Source organism: Pigmentiphaga sp. H8 (genome assembly GCF_003854895.1).
In the GTDB taxonomy this organism is placed as follows: Bacteria; Pseudomonadota; Gammaproteobacteria; order Burkholderiales; family Burkholderiaceae_B; genus Pigmentiphaga.
The window spans coordinates 3,212,286-3,234,020 of record NZ_CP033966.1 but is presented as its reverse complement, the minus strand read 5'-3'; the positions used below and the strand labels follow the sequence as shown (position 1 = coordinate 3,234,020).

The window sequence follows — 21,735 nt, the reverse complement described above, 5'->3', positions numbered from 1 at the left end:
CATCCCTAGAGACGAAAGAGAGGCCAGCCATGAACCATACCTACCGCCTGGTCTGGAATCCAAGTACGCAACGCTACGTACCCGCCCCGGAAACCGCTCGCGGCCGTGGCAAGAGCAAGGGCAGGGCGGGCCGCGCACTCGCAGTGCCCGCCGTCGCGGCGCTGGGCGTGGTCCTGTCGCTGCCTGCCTACGCCCAGGCGCCCGCGGCCAACGCGCTGCCCACCGGCGGCTCGGTCGTCGCGGGCCAGGCCGGCATCAGCCAGAGCGGCAGCCGGATGACCATCCAGCAGGGCAGCAACCGGGCCATCATCGACTGGACCAGTTTCAACATCGGCAGCAACGCCACCGTGCGTTTCGAGCAGGCGAGCAGTGCTTCCGTGGCGCTGAACCGCGTCGTCGGCGGTGACGCCAGCCGGATCCACGGGCAACTCACGGCCAACGGCCAGGTCTGGCTGGTCAACCCCAACGGCGTGGTGTTCGGCCGCGGCAGCCAGGTGAATGTGGGCGGACTCGTCGCCTCCACGCTGGGCATCGCCAATGAGGACTTCCTGAACGGCAAGTACGCCTTCACCCGCGGCAGCGCCACGGGCGGCATCGTCAACCGGGGCACGATCACGGCCAAGGACGGCGGCCAGATCGCCTTGCTGGCGCCCACAGTCAGCAACGATGGCGTGCTGGTCGCGCGGCTGGGCAGCGTCGCCATGGCCGCGGGGGACAGGATCACGCTGGAGAGCGGCGTCAACGGTCTCCTGCGGGTCGAGGTCGAGCCTTCCACCGTCCGGACCTTGATCGAGAACAGGCAGCTCGTCGTGGCCGACGGCGGCCAGGTCATCATGACCGGCAAGGCGGCCGATGCGCTATCGGCCAGCGTGGTGTCCAACACGGGTACGCTGCAGGCTCGCACGCTGCAGGAGAAGGACGGACGCATCCTGCTGCTGGCCGACATGGGCAACGGCACCGTCCAGGTCGGTGGCACGCTGGACGCCTCCGCGCCCGGGGGCGGCGACGGCGGCTTCATCGAGACCAGCGGCGCCCGGGTGCGGGTCGATGCGGGCACCGCAGTGACCACCGCCGCCAACCATGGGCAGACCGGCGTATGGCTGATCGATCCCACCGACTTCACGATCAGCGCGGGCAGCGCGGCCCAGACCGGCAGCGGCATCGGGGCCGACACGCTGGCCCAGGCGCTGGCCGGCAGCAACGTCACGCTGCAGACCGCCAGCGCCGGCAGCGACGCGGGCGACATCCACGTCAACGCCGCCGTCGGCTACGACAGCACCAGCACGCTAAGCCTGGTGGCCGACAACGACATCCACATCAATGCCGCCATCACCGCCACCCACGGCGGCCTTACGCTGCGTGCCGGCAACGACATCGGCGCCAGCGCCGCGGTCCAGGTGGACACTTTCACGCTGCAGGCCGGCAACTGGAGGCAGGTCGGTGCCCTGGCGGATTTCTCGGCCAACGACTTTCGCCTCGAAGGCGGCAGCTTCGTGCGCGCCACGGGCGGCGACGGTGGCACCGCGAACGCCTACCGGATCGCCGATGCGTATGGATTGCAGGGGATAGGCACGCTGCTGTCTTCCCACTACACGCTGGCGGGCAACGTCGATGCGAGCGGTACCGCCACCTGGAATGACGGCAAGGGCTGGGATCCCTTGGGTGACCGCGACACGCGGTTCACCGGGAGTTTCGATGGCAACGGCCATACGATCACGGGGCTGACGGTCAACCGCGGCAGCGAGAGTTACGTGGGCTTGTTCGGCGTCATCGCCAGCGGTGCCAGTGTGCGCAACGTGGGCCTGGCGGACGCCCGGGTCACGGGCTCCGACAGCACGGGAGCCCTGGCGGGCGAGAACTACGGCAGCATCGGCCGGGCCCATGCCACGGGAGCCGTGACAGGCAGGACCTCGGTCGGTGGACTGGTCGGCTACAACGGCGTGGGCCATATCGACACCTCCTATGCCTCGGTGCAGGTGAACGGCAATGGAGGCAATGCCGGTGGGCTGGTGGGCGACAACCTGGGCACCATCAGGACCTCCTATGCGACGGGCGATGTGGACGGCAGCGGGGACAGGACGGGCGGACTGGTGGGCAGCAACGGGGGGGCGGGCGGCATCAGCGATGCCTATGCCACAGGCAATGTCACGGGCAATCATGTCGTAGGCGGTCTGGCGGGAGAGAACCGCGGCGCCATCAGCAACAGCTATGCAGCGGGAACGGTCGCGGGAAGCGGGGGAGTCGGTGGGTTGGTTGGGCGTCCGGAGTTCATGAGTTCCGTCTCCCGGTCCTACTACGCCACGACTGACGCAGCCGGTGCCGCCATCAACAACGGTGGCGACAGCGGCAATGGCTGGAGTGGCAACGGCCAGGGCGAGGGCAAGACCCATGCCGAATTGATGGATGCCTCCACCTACGGCGGCTGGAACGCCGGCACTACCTGGCAAGTGGCGGGCGGCGACACGGTGGAAGGCTACGAGATGCGCCTGCCCACGCTGATAGGCGTTACCCGCGCCGAGGACGTGACGAGCCGCACGTTGTTCGCCGGCGGCTGGGGCACGGCCGCCGACGCCTATGGCATTACGAGCTGGCAGCAACTGGCCGATGTCGGCCATGTGCTGGGTGGCGGCTACAGCTTCAGCTTGAACAACGACCTGGGGCAGGACAGCACCGGATACAACCTGCTGGCCGGCAGTACGGCCAACGGTGGCCTGGGCTGGGACCCCCTGGGTGATCGCGACACGCAGTTCACGGGGAATTTCGACGGCAATGGCCACACCATCGCGGGGCTGGCCATCAACCGTGGCGGTGAGGCCTATGTGGGCCTGTTCGGCGTGATCGCCAGCGGCGCCAGTGTGCGCGACGTAGGCCTGGTCGATGCCCAGGTGACGGGTTTCGACAGCACGGGAGCCCTGGCGGGCGAGAACTACGGCAGCATCAGCCTAGCCCATGCCACGGGAACCGTGGCGGGCAGAACCTCGGTCGGTGGGTTGGTGGGCTACAACAGTACGGGCGGCAAGATCGACACCGCCCATGCCTCGGTGCAGGTGAGCGGCAGCGGCAATATCGGCGGACTGGTGGGCGACAACATCGGCACGATCCGGACCTCCTATGCCACGGGCGATGTGGCGGGCCAGGACCAGGTCGGCGGGCTGGTGGGAGTCAATGGTGCCGGCACCATCCGCAATGCCTATGCGACGGGCAACGTCACGGGCGAAAGGTATGTGGGGGGGCTGGTCGGCGACAGCATCATGAGCACCATCAGCAATACCTATGCCACGGGCAAGGTAACGGCCAACATGTTCGCGGGCGGATTGGTAGGCGTTCCGGATTCCCTGGGCTCCATCACCCACTCCTACTACGCCATTACCGACGCGGCCGGCGCGGCCATCAACAACGGCGGTGTCATGGACGGCGACTGGCGGGGCAACGGTACGGGTACGGCCAGGACGCTGGCGGAGCTGCGTCAGGCCGACACCTTCGCGTCCTGGGGCGCGGCCATCGACGACCAGGGGGGAACGGGTGCCACCTGGCGCATCTACGACGGCCACACCACGCCGCTGCTGCGCGATTTCCTGCGAAGCCTGACGGTGACGGCCGACAGCACCGGCACCTTGGCCAGCCAGACCTACGACGGCAGCGCGGCCAGCCAGGGCACGGGCCATACCGCCAGCGTCGCGGGAGCCCAGGTGGAAGGCAGCCTGGCCTACGTCACCCATGGCAAGGACGCCGGCACCTACAGCACGGTGGACGATACGCTCCTGCTGGGCGGGCTGTACTCGAACCAGCAAGGCTACGACATCAGCTACGACACGAGCACGGCGGCCACGCTGACCATAGACAAGGCCTCGATCGTCGTCAGCGGCATCACGGCCGGAAACAAGACCTACGACGGCACCACCCGCGCCACGGTCGATGCGACGGGCGCGACCTTGGCGGGCCTGGTCGGCGGCGACCAGGTGACCCTCGACGCCTCCACCGGCATCTTCGGCGACAAGAATGCAGGTGCAGGCAAGACGGTCGTGCTGAGCAATACCTACTCGGGCGAGGATCTGCGGAACTACGTCATCACCGATCAGGCTACGGCCACGGCCGATATCGGCAAGGCGGGGTTGACCGTCACGGCGAACGATGCGTCGAAGACCTATGGGCAGACGAGCGGCCTGAATGGCTACACGACCCGTGGTCTGGTCAATGGCGACAGCGTCAGCGGCGTGGCGTTGGCCAGCAGCGGTAGCGCCGCCACGGCCAACGTGGGCACTTACGCGATCGTGGCGAGCGACGCCGCTGGCGTGGGTCTGAGCAACTACGACATCACCTATGTCGATGGGGCGCTGGCGGTCAATAAGGCCGGATTGACCGTCACGGCGAACGATGCATCGAAGACCTATGGGCAGACGAGCGGCTTGAACGGCTACACGGCCAGTGGGCTGGTCAATGGGGACAACGTCAGTAGCGTCGCCCTGGCCAGCAGCGGCAGTGCCGCGACGGCCAACGTCGGCAACTACGCGATCGTGGCGGGCGACGCGAATGGCGCGGGGCTGAGCAATTACGACATCACCTACGTCGACGGCACGTTGACGGTCGACAAGGCGGGGTTGATTGTCACCGCCAACGATGCCGGCAAGATCTACGGGCAGGCGAGTGGTTTGAATGGCTACATGGCCAACGGTTTGGTCAATGGCGACAGCGTCAGCGGCGTGGCGTTGGCCAGCAGCGGCAGTGCCGCGACAGCCAACGTGGGTGACTACGCGATCGTGGCGAGCAACGCCGCTGGCACGGGACTCGGCAACTACGACATCACCTACGTCGACGGCACGCTGACGGTCGACAAAGCCGCGTTGACGGTCACCGCCAATGATGTGTCGAAGACCTACGGGCAGACGAGCGGTCTGAATGGCTACACGACCCGCGGTCTGGTCAATGGCGACAGCGTCAGTGGTGTGGCGTTGACCAGCAGCGGTAGCGCCGCCACGGCCAACGTGGGCACTTACGCGATCGTGGCGAGCGACGCCGCTGGCGTGGGTCTGAGCAACTACGACATCACCTATGTCGATGGGGCGCTGGCGGTCAATAAGGCCGGATTGACCGTCACGGCGAACGATGCATCGAAGACCTATGGGCAGACGAGCGGCTTGAACGGCTACACGGCCAGTGGGCTGGTCAATGGCGACAGCGTCAGCAGCGTGGCGTTGGCCAGCAGCGGCAGTGCCGCGACGGCCACCGTCGGCAACTATGCGATCGTAGCGGGCGACGCGAATGGCGCGGGGCTGAGCAACTACGACATCACCTATGTTGATGGGATGCTAACCGTAGACAAGGCGGGTCTGACCATCACGGCGAACGATGCATCGAAGACCTACGGCCAAACGAGCGGCTTGAATGCTTATACGGCAAATGGATTGGTCAATGGCGACAGCCTCAGCGGCGTGGCCTTGACCAGCAATGGCAGCGCCGCCACGGCTAATGTGGGCACCTACGCGATCATGGCGAGCGACGCCGCTGGCGTGGGTCTGAGCAACTACGACATCACCTATGTGGATGGCGCGCTGACGGTCGATAAGGCCGGACTGACGGTCACGGCGAACGATGCGTCGAAGATCTACGGACAGACGAGCGGCTTGAATGGCTACACGACCAGCGGTCTGGTCAATGGCGATAGCGTCAGTGGCGTGGCGTTGGCCAGCAGCGGTAGTGTCGCCACGGCCAACGTGGGCGACTACGCCATCATTGCAAGGGGGGCCGACGGTACCGGGCTCGGCAACTACGACATCACCTACGTCGACGGCACGCTGGCGGTCGACAAAGCCGCGTTGACTGTCACAGCCAATGATGCTTCGAAGACCTACGGGCAAACAAGCATCCTGAATGGCTACATGGCCAGCGGTCTGGTCAATGGAGATAGTGTCAGTGGCGTCGCGCTAGCCAGCAACGGCAGCGCCGCGACAGCCAATGTCGGCAACTATGCGATCGTCGCGAGCGAGGCGAATGGCAAAGGTTTGAGCAACTACGACATTACCTATGTCGATGGGATGCTGGCCGTCGACAAAGCGGGTCTGATCATCACGGCGACCGACACATCGAAGACCTATGGGCAGACGAGCGGCTTGAATGCTTATACGGCGAATGGACTGGTCAATGGTGACAGTGTCAGCGGCGTGGCGTTAGCCAGCAACGGCATCGCCGCCACGGCCAATGTGGGCACCTACGCGATCGTGGCGAGCGACGCCGCTGGCGTGGGTCTGAGCAACTACGACATCACCTACGTCGACGGCACGCTGACGGTCGACAAAGCCGCGTTGACGGTCACTGCCAATGATGCATCGAAGATCTATGGACAGACGAGTGGGCTTGGGTGGATACAGGGCCAGTGGTCTGGTCAATGGCGACAGCGTCAATGGCGTGGCGTTGGCCAGCAGCGGCAGCGTCGCGACAGCCAGCGTGGGTGACTACACGATCGTGGCGAGCAACGCCGACGGCACGGGACTCGGCAACTACGACATCACCTACGTCGACGGCACGCTGACGGTCGACAAAAGCCGCGTTGACGGTCACTGCCAATGATGCATCGAAGATCTATGGACAGACGAGTGGCTTGGGTGGATACAGGGCCAGTGGTCTGGTCAATGGCGACAGCGTCAGTGGCGTGGCGTTGGCCAGCAGCGGCAGCGTCGCGACAGCCAACGTGGGTGACTACACGATCGTGGCGAGCAACGCCGACGGCACGGGACTCGGCAACTACGACATCACCTACGTCGACGGCACGCTGACGGTCGACAAGGCGGGGTTGATTGTCACCGCCAACGATGCCGGCAAGATCTACGGGCAGGCGAGTGGTTTGAATGGCTACACGGCCAACGGTCTGGTCAATGGGGACAGCGTCAGCGGCGTGACCTTGGCCAGCAACGGGAGCGGAGCGACGGCCAATGTCGGCAACTACGCGATCCTGGCGAGCAACGCCCACGGCACGGGGCTGGGCAACTACGACATTACCTATGTCGATGGGACGCTGACGGTCGATAAGGCTGGACTGACGGTCACGGCGAACGACGCCTCGAAGACCTATGGACAGACGAGTAGCCTGAATGGCTACACGACCAGCGGCTTGGTCAATGGCGATAGCGTCAGTGGTGTGACGCTGACCAGCAAGGGCAGCGCCGCCACGGCCCTCGTGGGCAATTACGACATCGTCGCCCGCGATGCCACCGGCGTCGGCCTGAGCAACTACGACATCACTTATGTCGATGGTAATCTGGCCGTCACTGCGCACGATGGGTTGGCGCCCGCCGCAGGCGGGGTCTGGAAGTCGGCGCAAGACACCCTGGGGGAGGAAGACGAACGCAGGGCGCTCGCGAACAACAAGCCGTTCCTGAGTCTGGCGCCTGGCTATATTCGTTTATGGGGAAGCAACTAAACCCTTTGGGGAGTTGACATTCTTCAAAAAATCATGCAATAATTACTTTCTTCGCTGCAAAAACACGTAGCAGTCGAAGCGACGCGGGAATAGCTCAGTTGGTAGAGCGCAACCTTGCCAAGGTTGAGGTCGCGAGTTCGAGACTCGTTTCCCGCTCCAAATTATGATCGACAGGCTTCTGCCGAAGTCCGTCGGTCCTTGAAAAAAGGAGCTTCGGCTCCTTTTTTCATTCCAGGTACCCGGCGAAATCCGTCCATGCCGGTTTGAAGAGGTTTGAGATACTCTGCAAATAAGGGTTACCATCATCCGATGGCTATAACCCCCTGGGACAGCATATCCGTTGTTTCCGAGCCCGGCGGTGGTCATGCGTGGACCTCACGGAGTTTCCCGGAAGCAATGCACACCAGCCCTCGCCATCTCATCATCGCCGCCGCGCTGCCGCTGGCGGTCTCCCTTGCTGCCGCCATGCCCGCCAGCGCCGTCCGCGCCCAGCAGGCGCCCGACGCGGGCCGGACTTTGCAAGAGTTGCGCCCGCGCTTGCCGCAGCCGATCACGCCTCCCGCATTCAAGCTCGATGCTCCCATGGTCGAGTCCGTCGCTCCGGGCGGGCCCCAGGTTGCCGTTACTTCCATCACCATCGACGGCAACACCTCGATCCCGTCCGCGCAGCTCCAGGCGCTGGTGGCCGATGCCACGGGCCGCCGCTACGATCTTGCCGGCCTGAAGGCCCTGGCGGACCGCATCACCGATCATTACCGACGCGCCGGCTACCCGTTTGCCCGCGCCCTCGTTCCGGCCCAGGCGCTGGACGGCGGCGCCTTGCGCATCCAGGTGCTCGAAGGGCGTTATGGCCGGGTCACGGCGTCGGGAGAATTGGCCGGCCAGGCCCAGCCGTGGCTGTCGGCCCTGCGGCCCGGCCAGGTCATCGGCGGCCGCGAGCTCGAACGCAGCATCTACCTGCTGTCCGACCTGCCCGGTGTAGCGGTCGACCCCGTCATGGGGCCCGGCTCGGCCGTGGGCGAAGGCGATCTCGACGTCGGCGTGGCCATGGCCCGGAAATGGGGCGGCCAGGCCAGCGTGGACAACTACGGCAACCGCTACACCGGCGCCGGGCGAGCCGCTCTGGGCCTGTGGGGCAACAGCCTGTTCACCTTCGGCGACCGTGCCACCCTCGACGCGTTGCTCACCACCGAAACCATGTGGCTGGGCGCCCTCGGCTACGAGGCCCCGCTGGGCACCAGCGGCCTGCGCGCGGAGGCGCGTTTCGCCCACACCCGCTACGAACTGGGCAAGGAATTTTCGCCGCTCAATGCCAGCGGCAGGGCCGATATCGCCTCGGTGGGGCTGTCGTATCCGCTGTGGCGGGCGGCCTGGGGCGGGGTCACGGCCGGGCTGCTCTATCAGCACAAGACACTCAGGGACAACATGGAGGCCGCCGACAGCCGTACCAAGGCTTCCAGCGACAGCGTGCCTTTCAGCCTGCGCTTCGATGCGCGCGACACCCTGTTGGCCGGCCTGGGCGGGCTGACCTACGGGCAACTGAGCTGGACGCCGGGCAAGCTGCACCTGGGGTCGACCTTGATGGCGGCGGATCAGGCAACGGCGCGCAGCAATGGCTCCTTCCACAAGTTGAATCTGGACGTGGCGCGCTTGCAGCAATTGCCGGCGAACCTCAACCTGTACGCGCGTTTCATGGCGCAGTGGGCGAACAAGAACCTGCATTCGTCCGAAAGCTTCGGGCTGGGGGGGCAGGGCGGGGTGCGGGCGTATCCGCTCGGCGAAGGCTATGGCGATGCGGGCTGGCTGCTGCAGACCGAACTGCGCTACCCGATCGGCAACGTCACGCCCTACGGTTTCTTCGACATAGGCCGGGTGAAAGTCAACCAGGATCCCTGGGCGCCGGGCGAGAACACCCGGACGCTGTCGGGCATGGGCTTCGGCCTGCGGGCGATCATGCAGAAGGCGTGGACGGTGGACGTGAGCCTGGCCTGGCGCACGCACGGAGGCAAGCCGCGATCCGACACGCGTGACGCGCGGCCGCTGGCATGGGCCAGCCTGGCTTATCGCTTTTGAGAGAGACCTATGAAACGCGCAAGCCTGAACCATACGTATCGCCTGGCATGGAGCGAGGCCCGGGGAGCCTGGGTGGCGGTATCGGAGATCGAGAGGTCGCACGGCAAGCGCGGCGGGCAGCGGCTGCGGCGGTTGGCCGAGGCGGGCCTGCTGGCGGGATTCCTGGGAGGCGGCTTGTTGGCAGGGGCCGCACCGGCGTGGGCGGGGGGGCCCTTGCCCACGGGCGGGCAGGTTACCTCGGGCGCCGGCGTCATCCACCAGAGCGGTCCGGACATGACCATCACCCAGTCCAGCGCCAGGCTGGGAATGGATTGGACGAGTTTCTCCATCGGCAGCGGCAATACGGTCCGCTTCGTGCAGCCGGACGCGAGCTCGGTGGCCGTCAACCGGGTCACGGGCAGCGACGTCAGTTCGATCCAGGGGGCGCTCAAGGCCAACGGGCAGGTATTCCTGTCCAACCCCAATGGCATCGTGTTCAGCCCCACGGCCCAGGTGGACGTGGGCGGGTTGATCGCCACCACGCACGCCATCTCCGAGAAGGACGGCAAGTACGTCCTGCAAGGCCGTAGCGGGGCCGGCGTCGTCAACGAAGGCATGATCCGCGCCGCGGACGGCGGCACGGTGGCGCTGGTGGCGGCGCGCGTGGTCAACCGGGGCCGCATCGAGGCCGCGAAAGGCAACGTGTTGCTGGGCGCGGGAGACCAGGTCACGCTGGACCTGGGCGGGCCGGTCAAGATCAAGGTGGACGAAGGTGCGATCGACGCGCTGATCGAGCAGGGCGGCGCGATCCGTGCGGACGGCGGGCGGGTATACATGACGGCGGCCTCGGCTGGCGCGTTGACGTCCACGGTCATCAACCATACGGGCGTGACCGAAGCGCGCACCCTGTCCACGGGAGAAGACGGCAGGATCGTGCTGCTGGGCGGCATGGAAAAAGACCGCATCGAGGTTGCCGGCACGCTCGACGCGAGTGCGTCCGCCGGGGGCGACGGCGGCTTCATCGAAACGAGCGCGGGGCGGGTGCGTATCGCCGACGACGTCCGCATCACCACCAAGGCGGCCAGCGGCCAGAGCGGCACCTGGTTGATCGACCCGGTGGACTTCACCATCGCCGCCAGCGGCGGCGACATGACGGGAGCCGCACTCGGCGCTCAGTTGGGCAACGGCAACGTCACGATCGAATCCAGTACCGGAACCGCTGCTGGCGTCGGCGACCTCAACGTCAACGACACGGTCGAGTGGAGCGCCAATACGCTTACACTCACCGCCGCCAACAACATCAACATCAACGCGACGATGACCGCCGGCGGCACCGCCGGCCTGGCGCTGAATCCGGCTACCGCCAATGGCTCCGATACGGCCGTTGCCGCGGGCACGGTGAACGTCATGCCGGGCCTGGGGCGGGTGGATTTCACCGGCACCGGCAACAGCCTGAGCATCAAGGGCACGCCCTACACCATCGTCGCCAGCCTGTCCCAGTTGCAGGACATCGGCGCTGACCTGGGCGGCCACTACGCGCTGGGCCGCGACATCGACGCCAGCGCCACGGCGGGCTGGAACCCGGACGGCAGTGGCGGTTTCCTCGGTTTCGATCCCATCGGAAAAGAGGGCCCTGACGTGGGTTTCGGCGGTGTTTTCGATGGCCTGGGCCATACCATCGACGGACTGACCATCAATCGTCCCGGCACCGACAACGTGGGCTTGTTCGGTTACCTCGCCGACGACAGCATCGTTCGCAACGTGGGTCTGAGAGGCGGCTCGACCTATGGCCGCAACAATACGGGCGCCCTGGTGGGGTACTCCCGGGACGGCCTGGTATCCCATGCCTATTCCACCGGCAACGTGCGCGGCGAGAACAACGTCGGCGGGTTGATCGGTTATCTCGTTAATAGGGCGGATCATGTGTATGCCACCGGCGACGTCGAAGGCAGCGGCAATGTCGGCGGGTTGTTCGGGGCCGGCGAGAATTCGGCCCTTCGGTATGGCTATGCGAGCGGCAACGTCCGGGGTGGCCATGCCGGCGGGCTGGTAGGGGGCGTCGACTCGTTCTCGTTGTGGTACAGCTACGCGACCGGCGACGTGACCGGAACCCGATCGGCCGGTGGTCTGGTGGGGCAATACCAGCACGGTACCGTGTGGTATTCCTACGCCACCGGCAAGGTGGCGGGCGGGTTGACCGGAGGCCTGATCGGGGACAGCGACTACGTTACCGTCATCGGCGGTTATTGGGACATGGACAGCACCGGCCAGTCGCAAGGCTGCGGTTCGAGCATCGGTTGCTCCGGCGCCGGCGCCGGACTCGTCGGCCTGCGCACGGCGGATGCCTTCAGGCAGGCCAGCTACGAGAACTTTCGCTTCGGCAACGACTGGTACATGGTGGAGGGCTCGACCCGCCCCTTCCTGATGTTCGAATACGCCACCTCCATCGGCAACGCCCACCAGTTGCAACTGGTGGATCTGGATTTGTCGGCCCGCTACACGCTGGCCCACGATATCGATATGTCGGTGGCCGACGGCTCGCGCGCATCGGGCATGTGGAGCAGCCAGGGGTTCAATCCGATCGGCGCCTACGGCCCCGGAGGCCCCGCCGCCGCCTTCACCGGTACCTTCGACGGGCGGGGCCATGTCGTCAGCGGCCTGAGGATAGCCCGGACGGCAGACTACGTCGGCCTGTTCGGTCACCTGGGCAGCGGCGGCGTTGTGCGCAACATCGGCCTGGCCGATGCCGCCGTTGCGGGCGGCCGCTATACCGGCGCCTTGGCCGGCGCCAACGAAGGAGCGATCGCCAACGTCTATGCGACAGGTACGGTGGAGGGCGGCGACGATACCGGTGGTTTGGTGGGCCATAACTTGAACGGCACGATCACCAGCGCCTATACGGCAAGCACCGTGGCGGGCGGCGACAACACCGGCGGCCTGGTGGGCCGTAATTCGAATGGCGAGATCGCCGAGACTTACGCGACGGGCAAGGTGACGGGCAGCGGCGCCCGCGGCGGTTTGGTAGGGATGAACGACGGCACGATCGCCCGCAGTTTCTACGCGACCACCGATGCCGACGGCAACCCGATCAACAACGGATCGGCAGGGGGCAATCCCGAAGGCGTGACAGGCAAGCGGCTGGACGAGCTGCGGCAGCTCGCCACGTTCACCGAGGCCGGCTGGAATATTTCCGACCGGGGCGGCGAGGACACGGCCTGGCGCATGTACGAAGGCGGCACCACGCCTTTGCTACGAAGCTTCCTGACGGCGATCACGGTGACCGCGGCCGGTGGCGGCAGCAAGGTCTACGATGGCAATACGTCGGCCAGCGGGTCCTATACGCAGTCGATCGACTCAGCGGTCCTGGACGGCACGGCCGTCTACGCGCTGGACGGCAAGAACGCCGGCAACCGCACGTTGGGCGTGTCCGGCCTGTATTCCGATCAGCGGGGCTATGACATCAGTTTCGTGGGGGGCGATTACACGGTCACGCCCAAGGCGCTGGCCGTCGAGGGATTGTCGGTCGATGGCAAGACCTATGATGGCACCACCGCCGCCACGTGGACGGGCGCAACGTTGTCGGGGGCGGTGGCGGGCGACGAGGTGGCGCTGGACGGGCGTGGGGTGACGGCCTCGTTCGCCGATGCCGAGGTAGGCGCCGGCAAACCGGTAACGCTGCAGGGCAGTTTCGGACTGGGCGGGGCGGATGCCTCGAACTACACGCTGATTCAACCAACGGCAGCGCTGTCGGCCGATATTCGGCCCTCCGCCTCGCCGCGGCCAGCCGAACTGGATCCGAAAGCCGCTGCGGCGATCACGAGCGCGCAAAGATCATGGCCGGATCTGCAAGCCAAGGACAGGCCATGGGCCGTGTCCGCCAACGTCGAGCAGGGGCGGGAGTTCGGAGAAGCGGTAACGGTCAGGGGCAGCGGCATCCGGTTGCCGTGATACATCGGCAACCCTTGGCGGCAACGCCTACGTGAGGCCGGGGCTCTCCAGTATCGCCTCCAGTTGCCCAACGGCCGCCGCGGCGTCTGCGGCCGTCGCGAAATTGGCGAACCCCATCAACAAGCCCCCTTGCATGGACTTGCGCATCCGCCAGTCGCTCAGCGCCTGGACGGCAAGCCCGGCGTTCTGGGCGGCCATGGCTACCGCCCTGTCGCTTTGTCCGCCGGGTAGATGAGCCAGTATATGGATGCCGCCCGCCTGCGGCTGGACATGCAGGCGTGCTCCCGGTATCCGCGCCAGCGCATGGGCCAGGTGGCTACGCCTGGCTGCGTACAGGGGGCGCATCTTGCGCAGATGCCGGGCAAAGTGGCCCTGTTCCATGAAGTCGGCCACCATGGCCTGGGGCAGGACCGAGCCCGGGTCGGGCAGGTGGTTCACCATGTCCCTGAACTTTCCCGCCTGGGACGCCGGTACGACCAGATAGGCCAGCCGTAGCCCGGGAAACAGCACCTTGCTGAAGGTGCCGGTGTACAGCACACGTTCGTTGCGATCCAGGCTCTTGAGCGCCGGCAGGGGCCGGCCCTGGTAGCGGAATTCGCTGTCGTAGTCGTCCTCGATGATCCAGGCGCGACGATGATGGGCCCATTCGAGCAGCTCCAGCCGGCGTGGCAGGGACAGCGCCACGCCGGTCGGGCTTTGGTGGGTGGGCGTCACCACGGCGAATCGCGCATCGGCCGCGCGCTGCCGGCCGAAGCGCACGTTCAATCCTTCCTCGTCGACGGGCACGGGCGCCAGCCGCATGCCCGCGCGCTCCAGGAATTGCCGGGCAAAGATATACCCGGGATCCTCGTACCAGCCCAGGTCGCCCGCCTGCAACAGGGTGCGGCGCACCAGCTCCAAGGCGCCCCGATAGCCCGCCGTCACGAATACCTGCCCGGGCGTGCAGGCGATGCCGCGCGAAATGCCCAGATAAGCGGCAATGGCGCGGCGCAGCGGGCCGTAGCCTGCGGGGTCGGGGTAGGTCATGGCCACGGTTTCCAGGGTACGCAGCGTGTGGCCGGCCAGGCGCGTCCAGGTCTTGCGGGGGAACGCATCCAGCGCGGGCACGCCAAGCTGGAAGGGCAGCGTGCCGTGGTCCGGGGCGTACGGACGGGAGGAGGGGTCCGGAGGCGGCGTCGAGACCTTGGCGCGGCTGGTGTCGGCCAGGTTTCCCAGGCGCGGCGAGACCACCGTGCCCGCGGCGCCCCGGGCCATGAAATAGCCTTCGCCGACCAGCATCTGGTAGGCCACTTCGACCGTGCCGCGTGCCAGGCCCAGTTCGCTGGCGAGGCTGCGTACCGACGGCACCCGGTCTCCCGGCCGCAGCCTGCCGCTTGCTATCGCCTCCTGGTAGCGCCGGTACAACTGGAGGTAGATCGGCGCATCCTGTTCCCGGCTCGGCTTGAGGTGCCGCAGGTCCAGGCTCGATGTCCCACTCATTTTGCCAATTCTTGCACCTGTTGCTTAGGACATGATTCTCCTAAATTAACGGCTGCACGACAAGGACATCCCCATGAGCACGTTTCGATTACGCCTTCTGGACAGCGACCAGGACTACCAGGCCGGATTCTCCGTCATGCGCGAGCTGCGCCCGCACCTGGCCGATGCGGCCACCTTCACCGCGCAGGCGCGCCGCCAGGGCGAGCAGGGCTATCGTCTGCTGGGCGCGTGGCAAGACAATGAGGTCAAGGGCCTGGCGGGTTACCGCATACAGGAGAACCTGATATATGGACGTTTCCTCTACGTCGACGACCTGGTGGTGACGGCCGATGCCCGGCGCCACGGCGTGGGCGGCCAACTGATCGAGGCCGCGCGCGAAGAGGCCCGGCGGCAAGGCTGCGCGCATTTCGTGCTCGACACGGGCCTGGGCAATGCGCTGGGACAGCGGTTCTATTTCCGCCAGGGCTTGTTGGCCAAGGGCATGCATTTCTGCCAGCCGCTGGAGGCCCGGGCCTGAACGCTACATCGTTGTTTTCTATCGGAGATCTTCCATGAGTACCCTTCGTCTGTCCTATTGGACGCTTTCCCCCGAGGCCTATCAGGGCTTCATGGCCACCAAGAAAGCGCTGGAGAAGAGCAGCCTTGGCAAATCGTTGATCGACCTGGTCTGGCTGCGCATGTCGCAGATCAATGGCTGCGCCTTCTGCCTGGAAATGCATGCGAAAGCGCTGCGCGCCGACGGCATGCCGGAGGCCAAGCTGGACGCCCTGGCTGGCTGGCGCGTAAGCGGCCGTTTCACCGAGCGCGAACGTGCCGTGCTGGCCTGGACGGAGTCGCTCACGCACGTGGACCGGACCCATGCGCCGGACGAAGACTACGAGCCGCTCAAGCAGCACTTCAGCGACGTCGAGATCGCCGACCTGTGCTTTGCCATCGCGTTGATGAGCGCATTCAACCGGCTGGCGATAGGCATGCGGCAATAGGCGGCGCCAGGACAGGGCATGAAAATACTGCATATCGATTGCAGCCCGCGGCCGGTGTCGCACAGCCGCCGGCTCTCGGCCGCCATCGTCGCGCGCATGCGCGCCAGGCATCCCGAGGCGACCGTCGTGCGTCGGGATCTGGGCCTGGACCCCTTGCCGCATGCCGAGGCCGGCTACGCGGCCGCCTTGTCGTCCCCGGATGCGTTGGCGATGGGGCTCGCGGACGGCGCGATGCGCCTGTCGGAGCGATTGATCCAGGAAGTGGAAGCCGCCGACATCCTGGTCATCGGCACGCCAATGAACAATTTCACGGTGCCGTCGGTGCTGAAGGCGTGGATCGACCAGATCCTGCGCATCGGCCGTACGTTCTCGTCTTCGCCCTCGGGAAAAATCGGCCTGCTGCGAGACCGGCCGGTTTTCATCGGCATCGCGTCGGGGAGCGTGTTCACGGGCGAGCGGGCCAACCAGCCGGATTTCCTGACGCCCTACGTGCGGGCGGCGTTCGGCTGCATAGGCTTGAACACGCTGCATTTCCTGCCCTTGCAGGCGACGGCGTTCCTCGACGAAGACCGGCTCGCGGCAGCCAGGGAAACGCTGCTGGCGACGATCTGATGGGGGGTGGGCGGCGCGCAATGTGACAGCGAGGAAAAAAATCGTGTATAGTCTCGCTTCTTCGCTTTGCGCGCCGGTTTTTGGGCAGCGAGAAAGCGGTGAAAATGCGGGAATAGCTCAGTTGGTAGAGCGCAACCTTGCCAAGGTTGAGGTCGCGAGTTCGAGACTCGTTTCCCGCTCCAGAATTCCGATATCTGGCGCGCATCGCAGCCGGTGAATATCCAGAAAGGGGCCTTGCGCCCCTTTTTCCATTCCATCTTCCCCTTTCGCTACCTTGCCCGCGGCGGTCTCGTCTCCCGCCGCGCCTGCGCGCGTTTACGGAAAATATACGGCGCCCCCCGGTTTTTGAACGAGGAATTTATACGCCTTTCGGAATACTGAGGGCCGGTCATGTCCATCATCCCTTTCAAGTGGAAAACATGCGGCTCATCTCTATTCTTTCCCGCGGCAGCCTTGCCGCGCTGGGTTCCGCGGCCTTGCTGGCCGCCTTGCCGGCCGATGTCCGCGCGCAGTTGTCGGGCAGCGCGGCCCTGACCTCCGACTATGTGTGGCGAGGTTCGTCGCAAACGCGGGAACGTCCCGCGGTGCAGGCAGGCGTCCGATACGCCCACGAATCCGGACTGTATGCCTCGGTGTGGGGATCCACGGTGAAATTCAAGCCCGACAACGGCGCCTATGCGGAATTCGATCTTGCCGCCGGCTGGGCGGGAAAGCTGGCCCCGGACTGGGCGCTCGATGCTTATTTCCTGCGCTACCAGTATCCCTCGACGCAAGGGCATCCGAACTGGAACGAAGTCAATGCCGCCGTGACCTGGCGCGACCGCTACTGGCTGGCGGTAGGGCATTCGAGCAATGCCATGGCCAGCCGCACGACGGGCACGTATGCGCTGTTGGGAGCGCGCCATCCCCTGGGGAACGCATGGCGCCTCGAAGCCACGCTGGCCCGCTATTTCCTGGACGACGCGTACGCCGACAGCTACACCCACGCCTCGGTCGGCGCGGTATGGGCGTTCAAGCCTCCCTTCGAGTTGCGCCTGACCCTGCATGGAACCGATGCGGCCGCCCGGAGGCTGTTTCCGGGCATGGCGGGCACGCGCGGCGAGATCGCGCTGCAAGCGGCGTTCTAGGCCAGTTCCCCGCGCCGCTCGATGATGCGCGAGACCAGGCCATAGGCCACGGCTTCCTCCGCCGGCATCCAGTGATCGCGTTCGATATCCGCCAGCACCCGCTCCAGGGGTTGCCCGCTTTCGCGCGCGATGACGCGGGCGATGCGTTCGCGCGCCTTGACGATCTCGCGGGCGTGGATGGCGATGTCGCTGGCCGTGCCGCCCATGCCGCCGCTGGGCTGGTGGATCAGGAAGCGGGTTTGCGGCAGGCAGACGCGGCGGGCGCGCGGTGCGCCCAGATAGAGGTGGGTGGCGGCGCTGCCCACCCAGCCGGCGCCTATCATGTTGACCGGCGCTTCGATGAAGCGCACCACGTCGTGTATCGCGTCGCCCGACTCCAGGTGGCCGCCGGGGGACGACACCACCATGTTGATGGGAGCGTCGGACTCGGCGTCCAGCGCCAGCAGGCGGCGCACCGTTTCGGAGGCCGTGGCGTCGGTGATGGTGCCGAATACCAGCACCGTCCGCGTCCGGAACGCCTTTTCTTCCAGGAAGGCGCTGTTCTGTCCGGACACGGGCTGGGAAGCGTGGTCGGGATCGTTGGCAAGCATCGGGAGGTTCCTTTTCATGTTAGGTTCTGCAGGTAAACGAACGAGCCGCCCATAACGTGACATCCCGGATCTCCTCCCACCCCCTGGCAGACGACGAGGCGCTGCGCAAGCGATTGATCGCGCTGGCCCGGCGCTGGCTGGCGCATGGCGCCGAGGCCGAAGACCTGGTGCAGGACGCCTACCTGCGCACCGCGAACGGCACCTTGCCGCCGACCGAGGCGGGCCGGGAGGCGTGGCTGGTGACGGTGCTGCATCATCTGTGCATCGATTTCCTGCGCCGCCAGGGACGCTACCAGGCCATCCTGTCGCAGGCCGTCGAAGAAGCTGCGCAAGCGGCGTGCGCGGATTGGCCGCTGCGGCTGGCCGATCAGGCGCAGCGGGTGGAGGCGGCCTTGCACCACCTCTGCCGTACCCTGGCGCCGGGCGATGCGGCGGTGGTGTTGCTGTACGAAATCTTCGGATTCAGCCACGCCGAGCTGGGTGCCTTGACGGGCCGCAGCGAGGAAGCCTCCCGCCAGTACCTGCATCGGCTGCTCGCACGCCTGAGGTCCAGGTTGTCCGTCGACCGCGGCCCGGATGAAAACGAGCAGGAAGACGCGACATACCTGTTCGCGCTGTGCCGTCACGCCCTGGCCCGGCGCGATCCGGGCGGACTCATTGCCGTGCTGCGCGCGTGCCGCCCGCAGATGATGGCGGCGTTTGCGAACATCGGGGACGGCGAGCGCAAGGGCGGGGAGGTTTCCAGCGGAGCACGGCAGGTCCATGTGCGGAACCTGCTGGCCTGGAGGATCCTGGACGAAGCGTCCGTGTCCTGCGGTTGATCCTTGCCGGCGCTGCCGGGCGTTAGCGGATTTCCTGGATCGAATCGACGCGGTCGGGGTAGAACGCCAGGTATCCGGCGATCCGTGCCACGGCGGGGTGCGGCGACTCGTAGCTCCACGCGGCGTTCGCGGCGCGCGCGCCGCCGGCGGGGATGCTGTAGTAGGCGCAGTCTCCCTTGTAGGGGCAGTAGGTGGCATGCGCGGTCCGCTCGAGCAGCGTCATGTCGACGTCCTCGCGCGGTACGTAGTGCACCGGCGGATAGGAGGCTTCGCGCAGCGTCAGCGCACGGTGCGTATCGGCTACCGTGCGGCCGCCCGCCGCGACGACGATGCGCGCGGCATTCGGCGTGATCGTGATCGGATGGTCGGGGCCGGGAATCTTGACGGGCTGGTCGGTCATGGCTTGCTCCAGGAGAAAAGGCGCCGTGGATCGCGACACGACCTTCCCAGCTTAGCGCAGCTTTTATTCGAACCGGTTCTCCAGCGATCCGAGCCCGTCTATCTCGATGCGCACCTTGTCTCCGGACCGAAGGTATCGGGGCGGCGTCATGCCCATCCCCACGCCGGCGGGCGTGCCCGTGGCGATGATGTCGCCCGGATAGAGCGTGATGCCGCGCGAGACCGTCTCGATCAGGCTGGGAATGTCGAAGATCATGTTCTGCGTTTCGCCATCCTGGCGCAGTTCGCCGTTGACCCAGCAGCGCACCCGCGTGCGCGTGGCGTCCAGTTCGTCGGCGGTGACGATCCAGGGGCCCATCGGGCAGAAGGTGTCGAAGGATTTCCCCATGTCCCATTGGCCGTGGCGCATCTGCACGTCGCGCGCGGTCACGTCGTTGACGATGGTGTAGCCGAAGATGTGCCCGAGCGCGTCGTCGCGGGCGATGTTCTTGCCGCCCTTGCCGATGATGACCGCCAGTTCGGCTTCATAGTCGATCTGCTCGGAGATTCCTTGCGGAAGCTTGACGGGGGCGTCGGGGCCGATCACGCATTCGGGGACCTTGGTGAACACGATGGGCCATTCGTCCGTCCTGGCGCTGTTGCCCTTGAAGACGGAACCCGAGAGTTCCTTGGCGTGCGCGTGGTAGTTGCGGCCCACGCACCATAGGTTGCGGCGAGGCTTGGGCAGCGGCGCCACCAGCGTGACGGCCGACAGCGGTATGGGGTTGCCGGCCGGGCCGGGGAGGGAGTGCGCGCCGGCCTCGATCAGGCTCAGCGCGCCCAGGTGCGCCTGCTCCGCGGTAAGGGCGAAGGGAGTGACGGAGTCTTCCGTGGGCGAGATCTGGCCAACCCGTTGCTGGCCGTCGTGGAGGAAAGTCGCGATTTTCATGAAGTGGGTATCCGGTGAAGGGCGGTCATGCGGTTTTGGGATTGCCCAGGGCACTGCCCAGTGATGTCTTCGCCAGGCCGGTCAGCAGGCGGGAGCGGGTATGTTCGGAGTGCTGGCGGGTCAGCGCCACCAGCAAGTCCCCGTCCGCCGCGATGAAGGCTTGCGCCATCTCGAGATGCTCGCGCTGGGCCTGGTCCAGGTCGCCCGTCAGCTTGACCTCTGTGCGGATGTAGACCTCGAGCACGCCGCGCGATTGCACCAGCGCTTTCATGTGGTGCGGATAGCGGGCCGGCAGCATCAACGCGTCGTGGAACTCGAGGTTCAGGTCGAACCACCGGACCCGGTCCACGTCTTGCGCCTGGGCCGCCAACTGCGTCATCTGGTCGAGGATGGACAGGATCCTGTCATCGTCGGCATGGGTCTTGAGTTCCACGGCGCGGCGGACCAGTTCGGTCTCGAGCAGGGTGCGCAGCGCGAAGACATCCCGGATCTCGCTCGGCTCCAACTGGGCGACGGTATAGCCGCGGCGCGGCGACAGGACGACGATGCCTTCGGACTCCAGGCGCGGCAGGGCCTCGCGCACGGGGTTGCGGCTGACTCCCAGCTTCTGTGCGATTTCTTCCTGCCGTAGCGGTGATCCCGGGGGAAACATGCCGTTGAGGATCGCGCTGCGCAGTTGCCGGTAGACGATTTCGGGCAGCGGCTGGGAATGTCCGGAGACGAGGGTTGCGGTAGCCATGGTGACGAGGGAGTGGAAGCCTGGGCAATAGTAGAGCGAAGGCCGGAGGCGGGGTTAAGCCTTCTGGGCGATGGCTTCCACTTCGATGAGGAACTCCTCCTTGACCAGGCGATCGATGATCAGCAGCGTGTTGGGCGGGAAGAGCGGGCCCGAAAAGATGCGCGGAAAGAGGTCGGCGCGCAGTTCCATGAAGCGCCCGATATCCTGGGAATGGACCAGGTAGGTCGTGAACTTGACGACGTTGTCGAATCCCATGTCCAGCCCCTTCAATACCGACTCCAGGTTCTGGAACACCTGCGCGAACTGCGCGGAAAAATCCCCCTTGCCGGCAACGCCGCCGTCGCCGGCTACCGAGAGCTGGCCGGCGATGTAGTAGGTCTTGCCACTGCTTGCCGTTTCCGTGGCATGGGAATACAGCCCCTGGGCCGGGCAGGCCCCCTGGGGGTTGATGTACTTCGGCTTGGTGGTCATCTGCGCGCTCCTCGCTTGGTGATGGGACGATATATCTTGCGTTTTGTATAAAGTATTCAATTTTGATTGGACGTGCAAGCATTTCGCCGGATAGCTAGGAATTTTGCGGCATTTTTCCCTCGTGTGGCGATGTATTTTCCTACGGGAAAACATGTATTTACCTCACATACGT

Annotated in this window: 16 protein-coding genes and 2 tRNA genes; 12 read left to right on the top strand and 6 right to left on the bottom strand. The window is 66.0% G+C overall.

The window, feature by feature from the left end; all coding sequences use genetic code 11:
* Positions 1-29: 29 nt before the first annotated feature.
* The 6 genes from EGT29_RS15320 (at position 30) to EGT29_RS15300 (ending at position 13,414) form a co-directional block, all read left to right on the top strand.
* Complete coding sequence (locus EGT29_RS15320; RefSeq protein WP_124689798.1) at positions 30-6,449, top strand: MBG domain-containing protein; 6,420 nt, start codon at positions 30-32, stop codon at positions 6,447-6,449.
* Entirely contained in the window at positions 6,346-6,564 is a 219-nt protein-coding gene (locus EGT29_RS28495) for an MBG domain-containing protein (RefSeq protein WP_238160458.1), read from the top strand. The genes EGT29_RS15320 and EGT29_RS28495 overlap by 104 nt, the downstream gene beginning before the upstream one ends.
* Entirely contained in the window at positions 6,545-7,414 is an 870-nt protein-coding gene (locus tag EGT29_RS15315; protein WP_124689797.1) for an MBG domain-containing protein, read from the top strand. The genes EGT29_RS28495 and EGT29_RS15315 overlap by 20 nt, the downstream gene beginning before the upstream one ends.
* A gap of 83 nt (positions 7,415-7,497) precedes the next feature.
* Positions 7,498-7,573, top strand: a tRNA-Gly gene (locus EGT29_RS15310).
* 237 nt (positions 7,574-7,810) lie between these two features.
* Positions 7,811-9,487, top strand: a complete 1,677-nt coding sequence (locus EGT29_RS15305) for a ShlB/FhaC/HecB family hemolysin secretion/activation protein (RefSeq protein WP_124689796.1) — start codon at positions 7,811-7,813, stop codon at positions 9,485-9,487.
* Between the two features lie 9 nt (positions 9,488-9,496).
* Complete coding sequence (locus tag EGT29_RS15300; protein WP_124689795.1) at positions 9,497-13,414, top strand: filamentous hemagglutinin N-terminal domain-containing protein; 3,918 nt, start codon at positions 9,497-9,499, stop codon at positions 13,412-13,414.
* 27 nt (positions 13,415-13,441) lie between these two features.
* On the opposite strand, the gene EGT29_RS15295 is transcribed toward EGT29_RS15300, so the two are convergent.
* A complete protein-coding gene (locus tag EGT29_RS15295; RefSeq protein ID WP_370282381.1) occupies positions 13,442-14,893 on the bottom strand; it encodes a PLP-dependent aminotransferase family protein in 1,452 nt (483 codons plus the stop codon).
* Positions 14,894-14,966: 73 nt separating this feature from the next.
* Here EGT29_RS15295 and EGT29_RS15290 point away from each other — a divergent pair, with 73 nt between their 5' ends.
* From EGT29_RS15290 to EGT29_RS15270, 5 genes are all read left to right on the top strand, one after another.
* The gene (locus EGT29_RS15290) at positions 14,967-15,410 is read left to right on the top strand and encodes a GNAT family N-acetyltransferase (RefSeq protein WP_124689794.1); all 444 of its coding nucleotides are present in this window, start codon (positions 14,967-14,969) and stop codon (positions 15,408-15,410) included.
* A gap of 34 nt (positions 15,411-15,444) precedes the next feature.
* Positions 15,445-15,876, top strand: coding sequence for a carboxymuconolactone decarboxylase family protein (locus tag EGT29_RS15285; protein WP_124689793.1), 432 nt, complete (start codon positions 15,445-15,447; stop codon positions 15,874-15,876).
* A gap of 18 nt (positions 15,877-15,894) precedes the next feature.
* Positions 15,895-16,488: an FMN-dependent NADH-azoreductase gene (locus EGT29_RS15280; RefSeq protein ID WP_124689792.1), complete on the top strand. Its 594-nt coding sequence runs from the start codon at positions 15,895-15,897 to the stop codon at positions 16,486-16,488.
* A 106-nt stretch (positions 16,489-16,594) separates the two neighbouring features.
* Positions 16,595-16,670: transfer RNA gene (locus EGT29_RS15275), tRNA-Gly, on the top strand.
* A 237-nt stretch (positions 16,671-16,907) separates the two neighbouring features.
* Complete coding sequence (locus EGT29_RS15270; RefSeq protein WP_124689791.1) at positions 16,908-17,615, top strand: TorF family putative porin; 708 nt, start codon at positions 16,908-16,910, stop codon at positions 17,613-17,615.
* Here EGT29_RS15270 and EGT29_RS15265 read toward each other — a convergent pair.
* On the bottom strand, positions 17,612-18,205 hold the full coding sequence (locus EGT29_RS15265) for an ATP-dependent Clp protease proteolytic subunit (protein ID WP_124692373.1): 594 nt from the start codon (positions 18,203-18,205) through the stop codon (positions 17,612-17,614). The genes EGT29_RS15270 and EGT29_RS15265 overlap by 4 nt on opposite strands.
* Before the next feature lie 56 nt (positions 18,206-18,261).
* On the opposite strand from EGT29_RS15265, the gene EGT29_RS15260 reads away from it, so the two are divergent.
* The gene (locus tag EGT29_RS15260) at positions 18,262-19,026 is read left to right on the top strand and encodes an RNA polymerase sigma factor (RefSeq protein ID WP_124689790.1); all 765 of its coding nucleotides are present in this window, start codon (positions 18,262-18,264) and stop codon (positions 19,024-19,026) included.
* Between the two features lie 22 nt (positions 19,027-19,048).
* Here EGT29_RS15260 and EGT29_RS15255 read toward each other — a convergent pair whose 3' ends face one another.
* From EGT29_RS15255 to EGT29_RS15240, 4 genes are all read right to left on the bottom strand, one after another.
* Positions 19,049-19,426 carry a DUF427 domain-containing protein gene (locus EGT29_RS15255; protein WP_124689789.1) on the bottom strand — a complete coding sequence of 126 codons (378 nt, stop codon included), beginning with the start codon at positions 19,424-19,426 and terminating at the stop codon, positions 19,049-19,051.
* A gap of 63 nt (positions 19,427-19,489) precedes the next feature.
* On the bottom strand, positions 19,490-20,353 hold the full coding sequence (locus EGT29_RS15250) for a fumarylacetoacetate hydrolase family protein (RefSeq protein WP_124689788.1): 864 nt from the start codon (positions 20,351-20,353) through the stop codon (positions 19,490-19,492).
* Positions 20,354-20,378: 25 nt separating this feature from the next.
* The gene (locus EGT29_RS15245) at positions 20,379-21,092 is read right to left on the bottom strand and encodes a GntR family transcriptional regulator (RefSeq protein WP_124689787.1); all 714 of its coding nucleotides are present in this window, start codon (positions 21,090-21,092) and stop codon (positions 20,379-20,381) included.
* Positions 21,093-21,146: 54 nt separating this feature from the next.
* On the bottom strand, positions 21,147-21,563 hold the full coding sequence (locus tag EGT29_RS15240) for a RidA family protein (RefSeq protein ID WP_124689786.1): 417 nt from the start codon (positions 21,561-21,563) through the stop codon (positions 21,147-21,149).
* Positions 21,564-21,735: the final 172 nt, after the last annotated feature.

Bases quoted from the DNA above. Each gene is read 5' to 3' on its own strand.
- EGT29_RS15320 (WP_124689798.1), top strand. From the start codon at position 30: ATGAACCATACCTACCGCCTGGTCTGGAATCCAAGTACGCAACGCTAC.
- EGT29_RS15305 (WP_124689796.1), top strand. From the start codon at position 7,811: ATGCACACCAGCCCTCGCCATCTCATCATCGCCGCCGCGCTGCCGCTG.
- EGT29_RS15300 (WP_124689795.1), top strand. From the start codon at position 9,497: ATGAAACGCGCAAGCCTGAACCATACGTATCGCCTGGCATGGAGCGAG.
- EGT29_RS15295 (WP_370282381.1), bottom strand. From the start codon at position 14,893: ATGAGTGGGACATCGAGCCTGGACCTGCGGCACCTCAAGCCGAGCCGG.
- EGT29_RS15290 (WP_124689794.1), top strand. From the start codon at position 14,967: ATGAGCACGTTTCGATTACGCCTTCTGGACAGCGACCAGGACTACCAG.
- EGT29_RS15285 (WP_124689793.1), top strand. From the start codon at position 15,445: ATGAGTACCCTTCGTCTGTCCTATTGGACGCTTTCCCCCGAGGCCTAT.
- EGT29_RS15280 (WP_124689792.1), top strand. From the start codon at position 15,895: ATGAAAATACTGCATATCGATTGCAGCCCGCGGCCGGTGTCGCACAGC.
- EGT29_RS15270 (WP_124689791.1), top strand. From the start codon at position 16,908: ATGCGGCTCATCTCTATTCTTTCCCGCGGCAGCCTTGCCGCGCTGGGT.
- EGT29_RS15265 (WP_124692373.1), bottom strand. From the start codon at position 18,205: ATGCTTGCCAACGATCCCGACCACGCTTCCCAGCCCGTGTCCGGACAG.
- EGT29_RS15255 (WP_124689789.1), bottom strand. From the start codon at position 19,426: ATGACCGACCAGCCCGTCAAGATTCCCGGCCCCGACCATCCGATCACG.
- EGT29_RS15250 (WP_124689788.1), bottom strand. From the start codon at position 20,353: ATGAAAATCGCGACTTTCCTCCACGACGGCCAGCAACGGGTTGGCCAG.
- EGT29_RS15245 (WP_124689787.1), bottom strand. From the start codon at position 21,092: ATGGCTACCGCAACCCTCGTCTCCGGACATTCCCAGCCGCTGCCCGAA.
- EGT29_RS15240 (WP_124689786.1), bottom strand. From the start codon at position 21,563: ATGACCACCAAGCCGAAGTACATCAACCCCCAGGGGGCCTGCCCGGCC.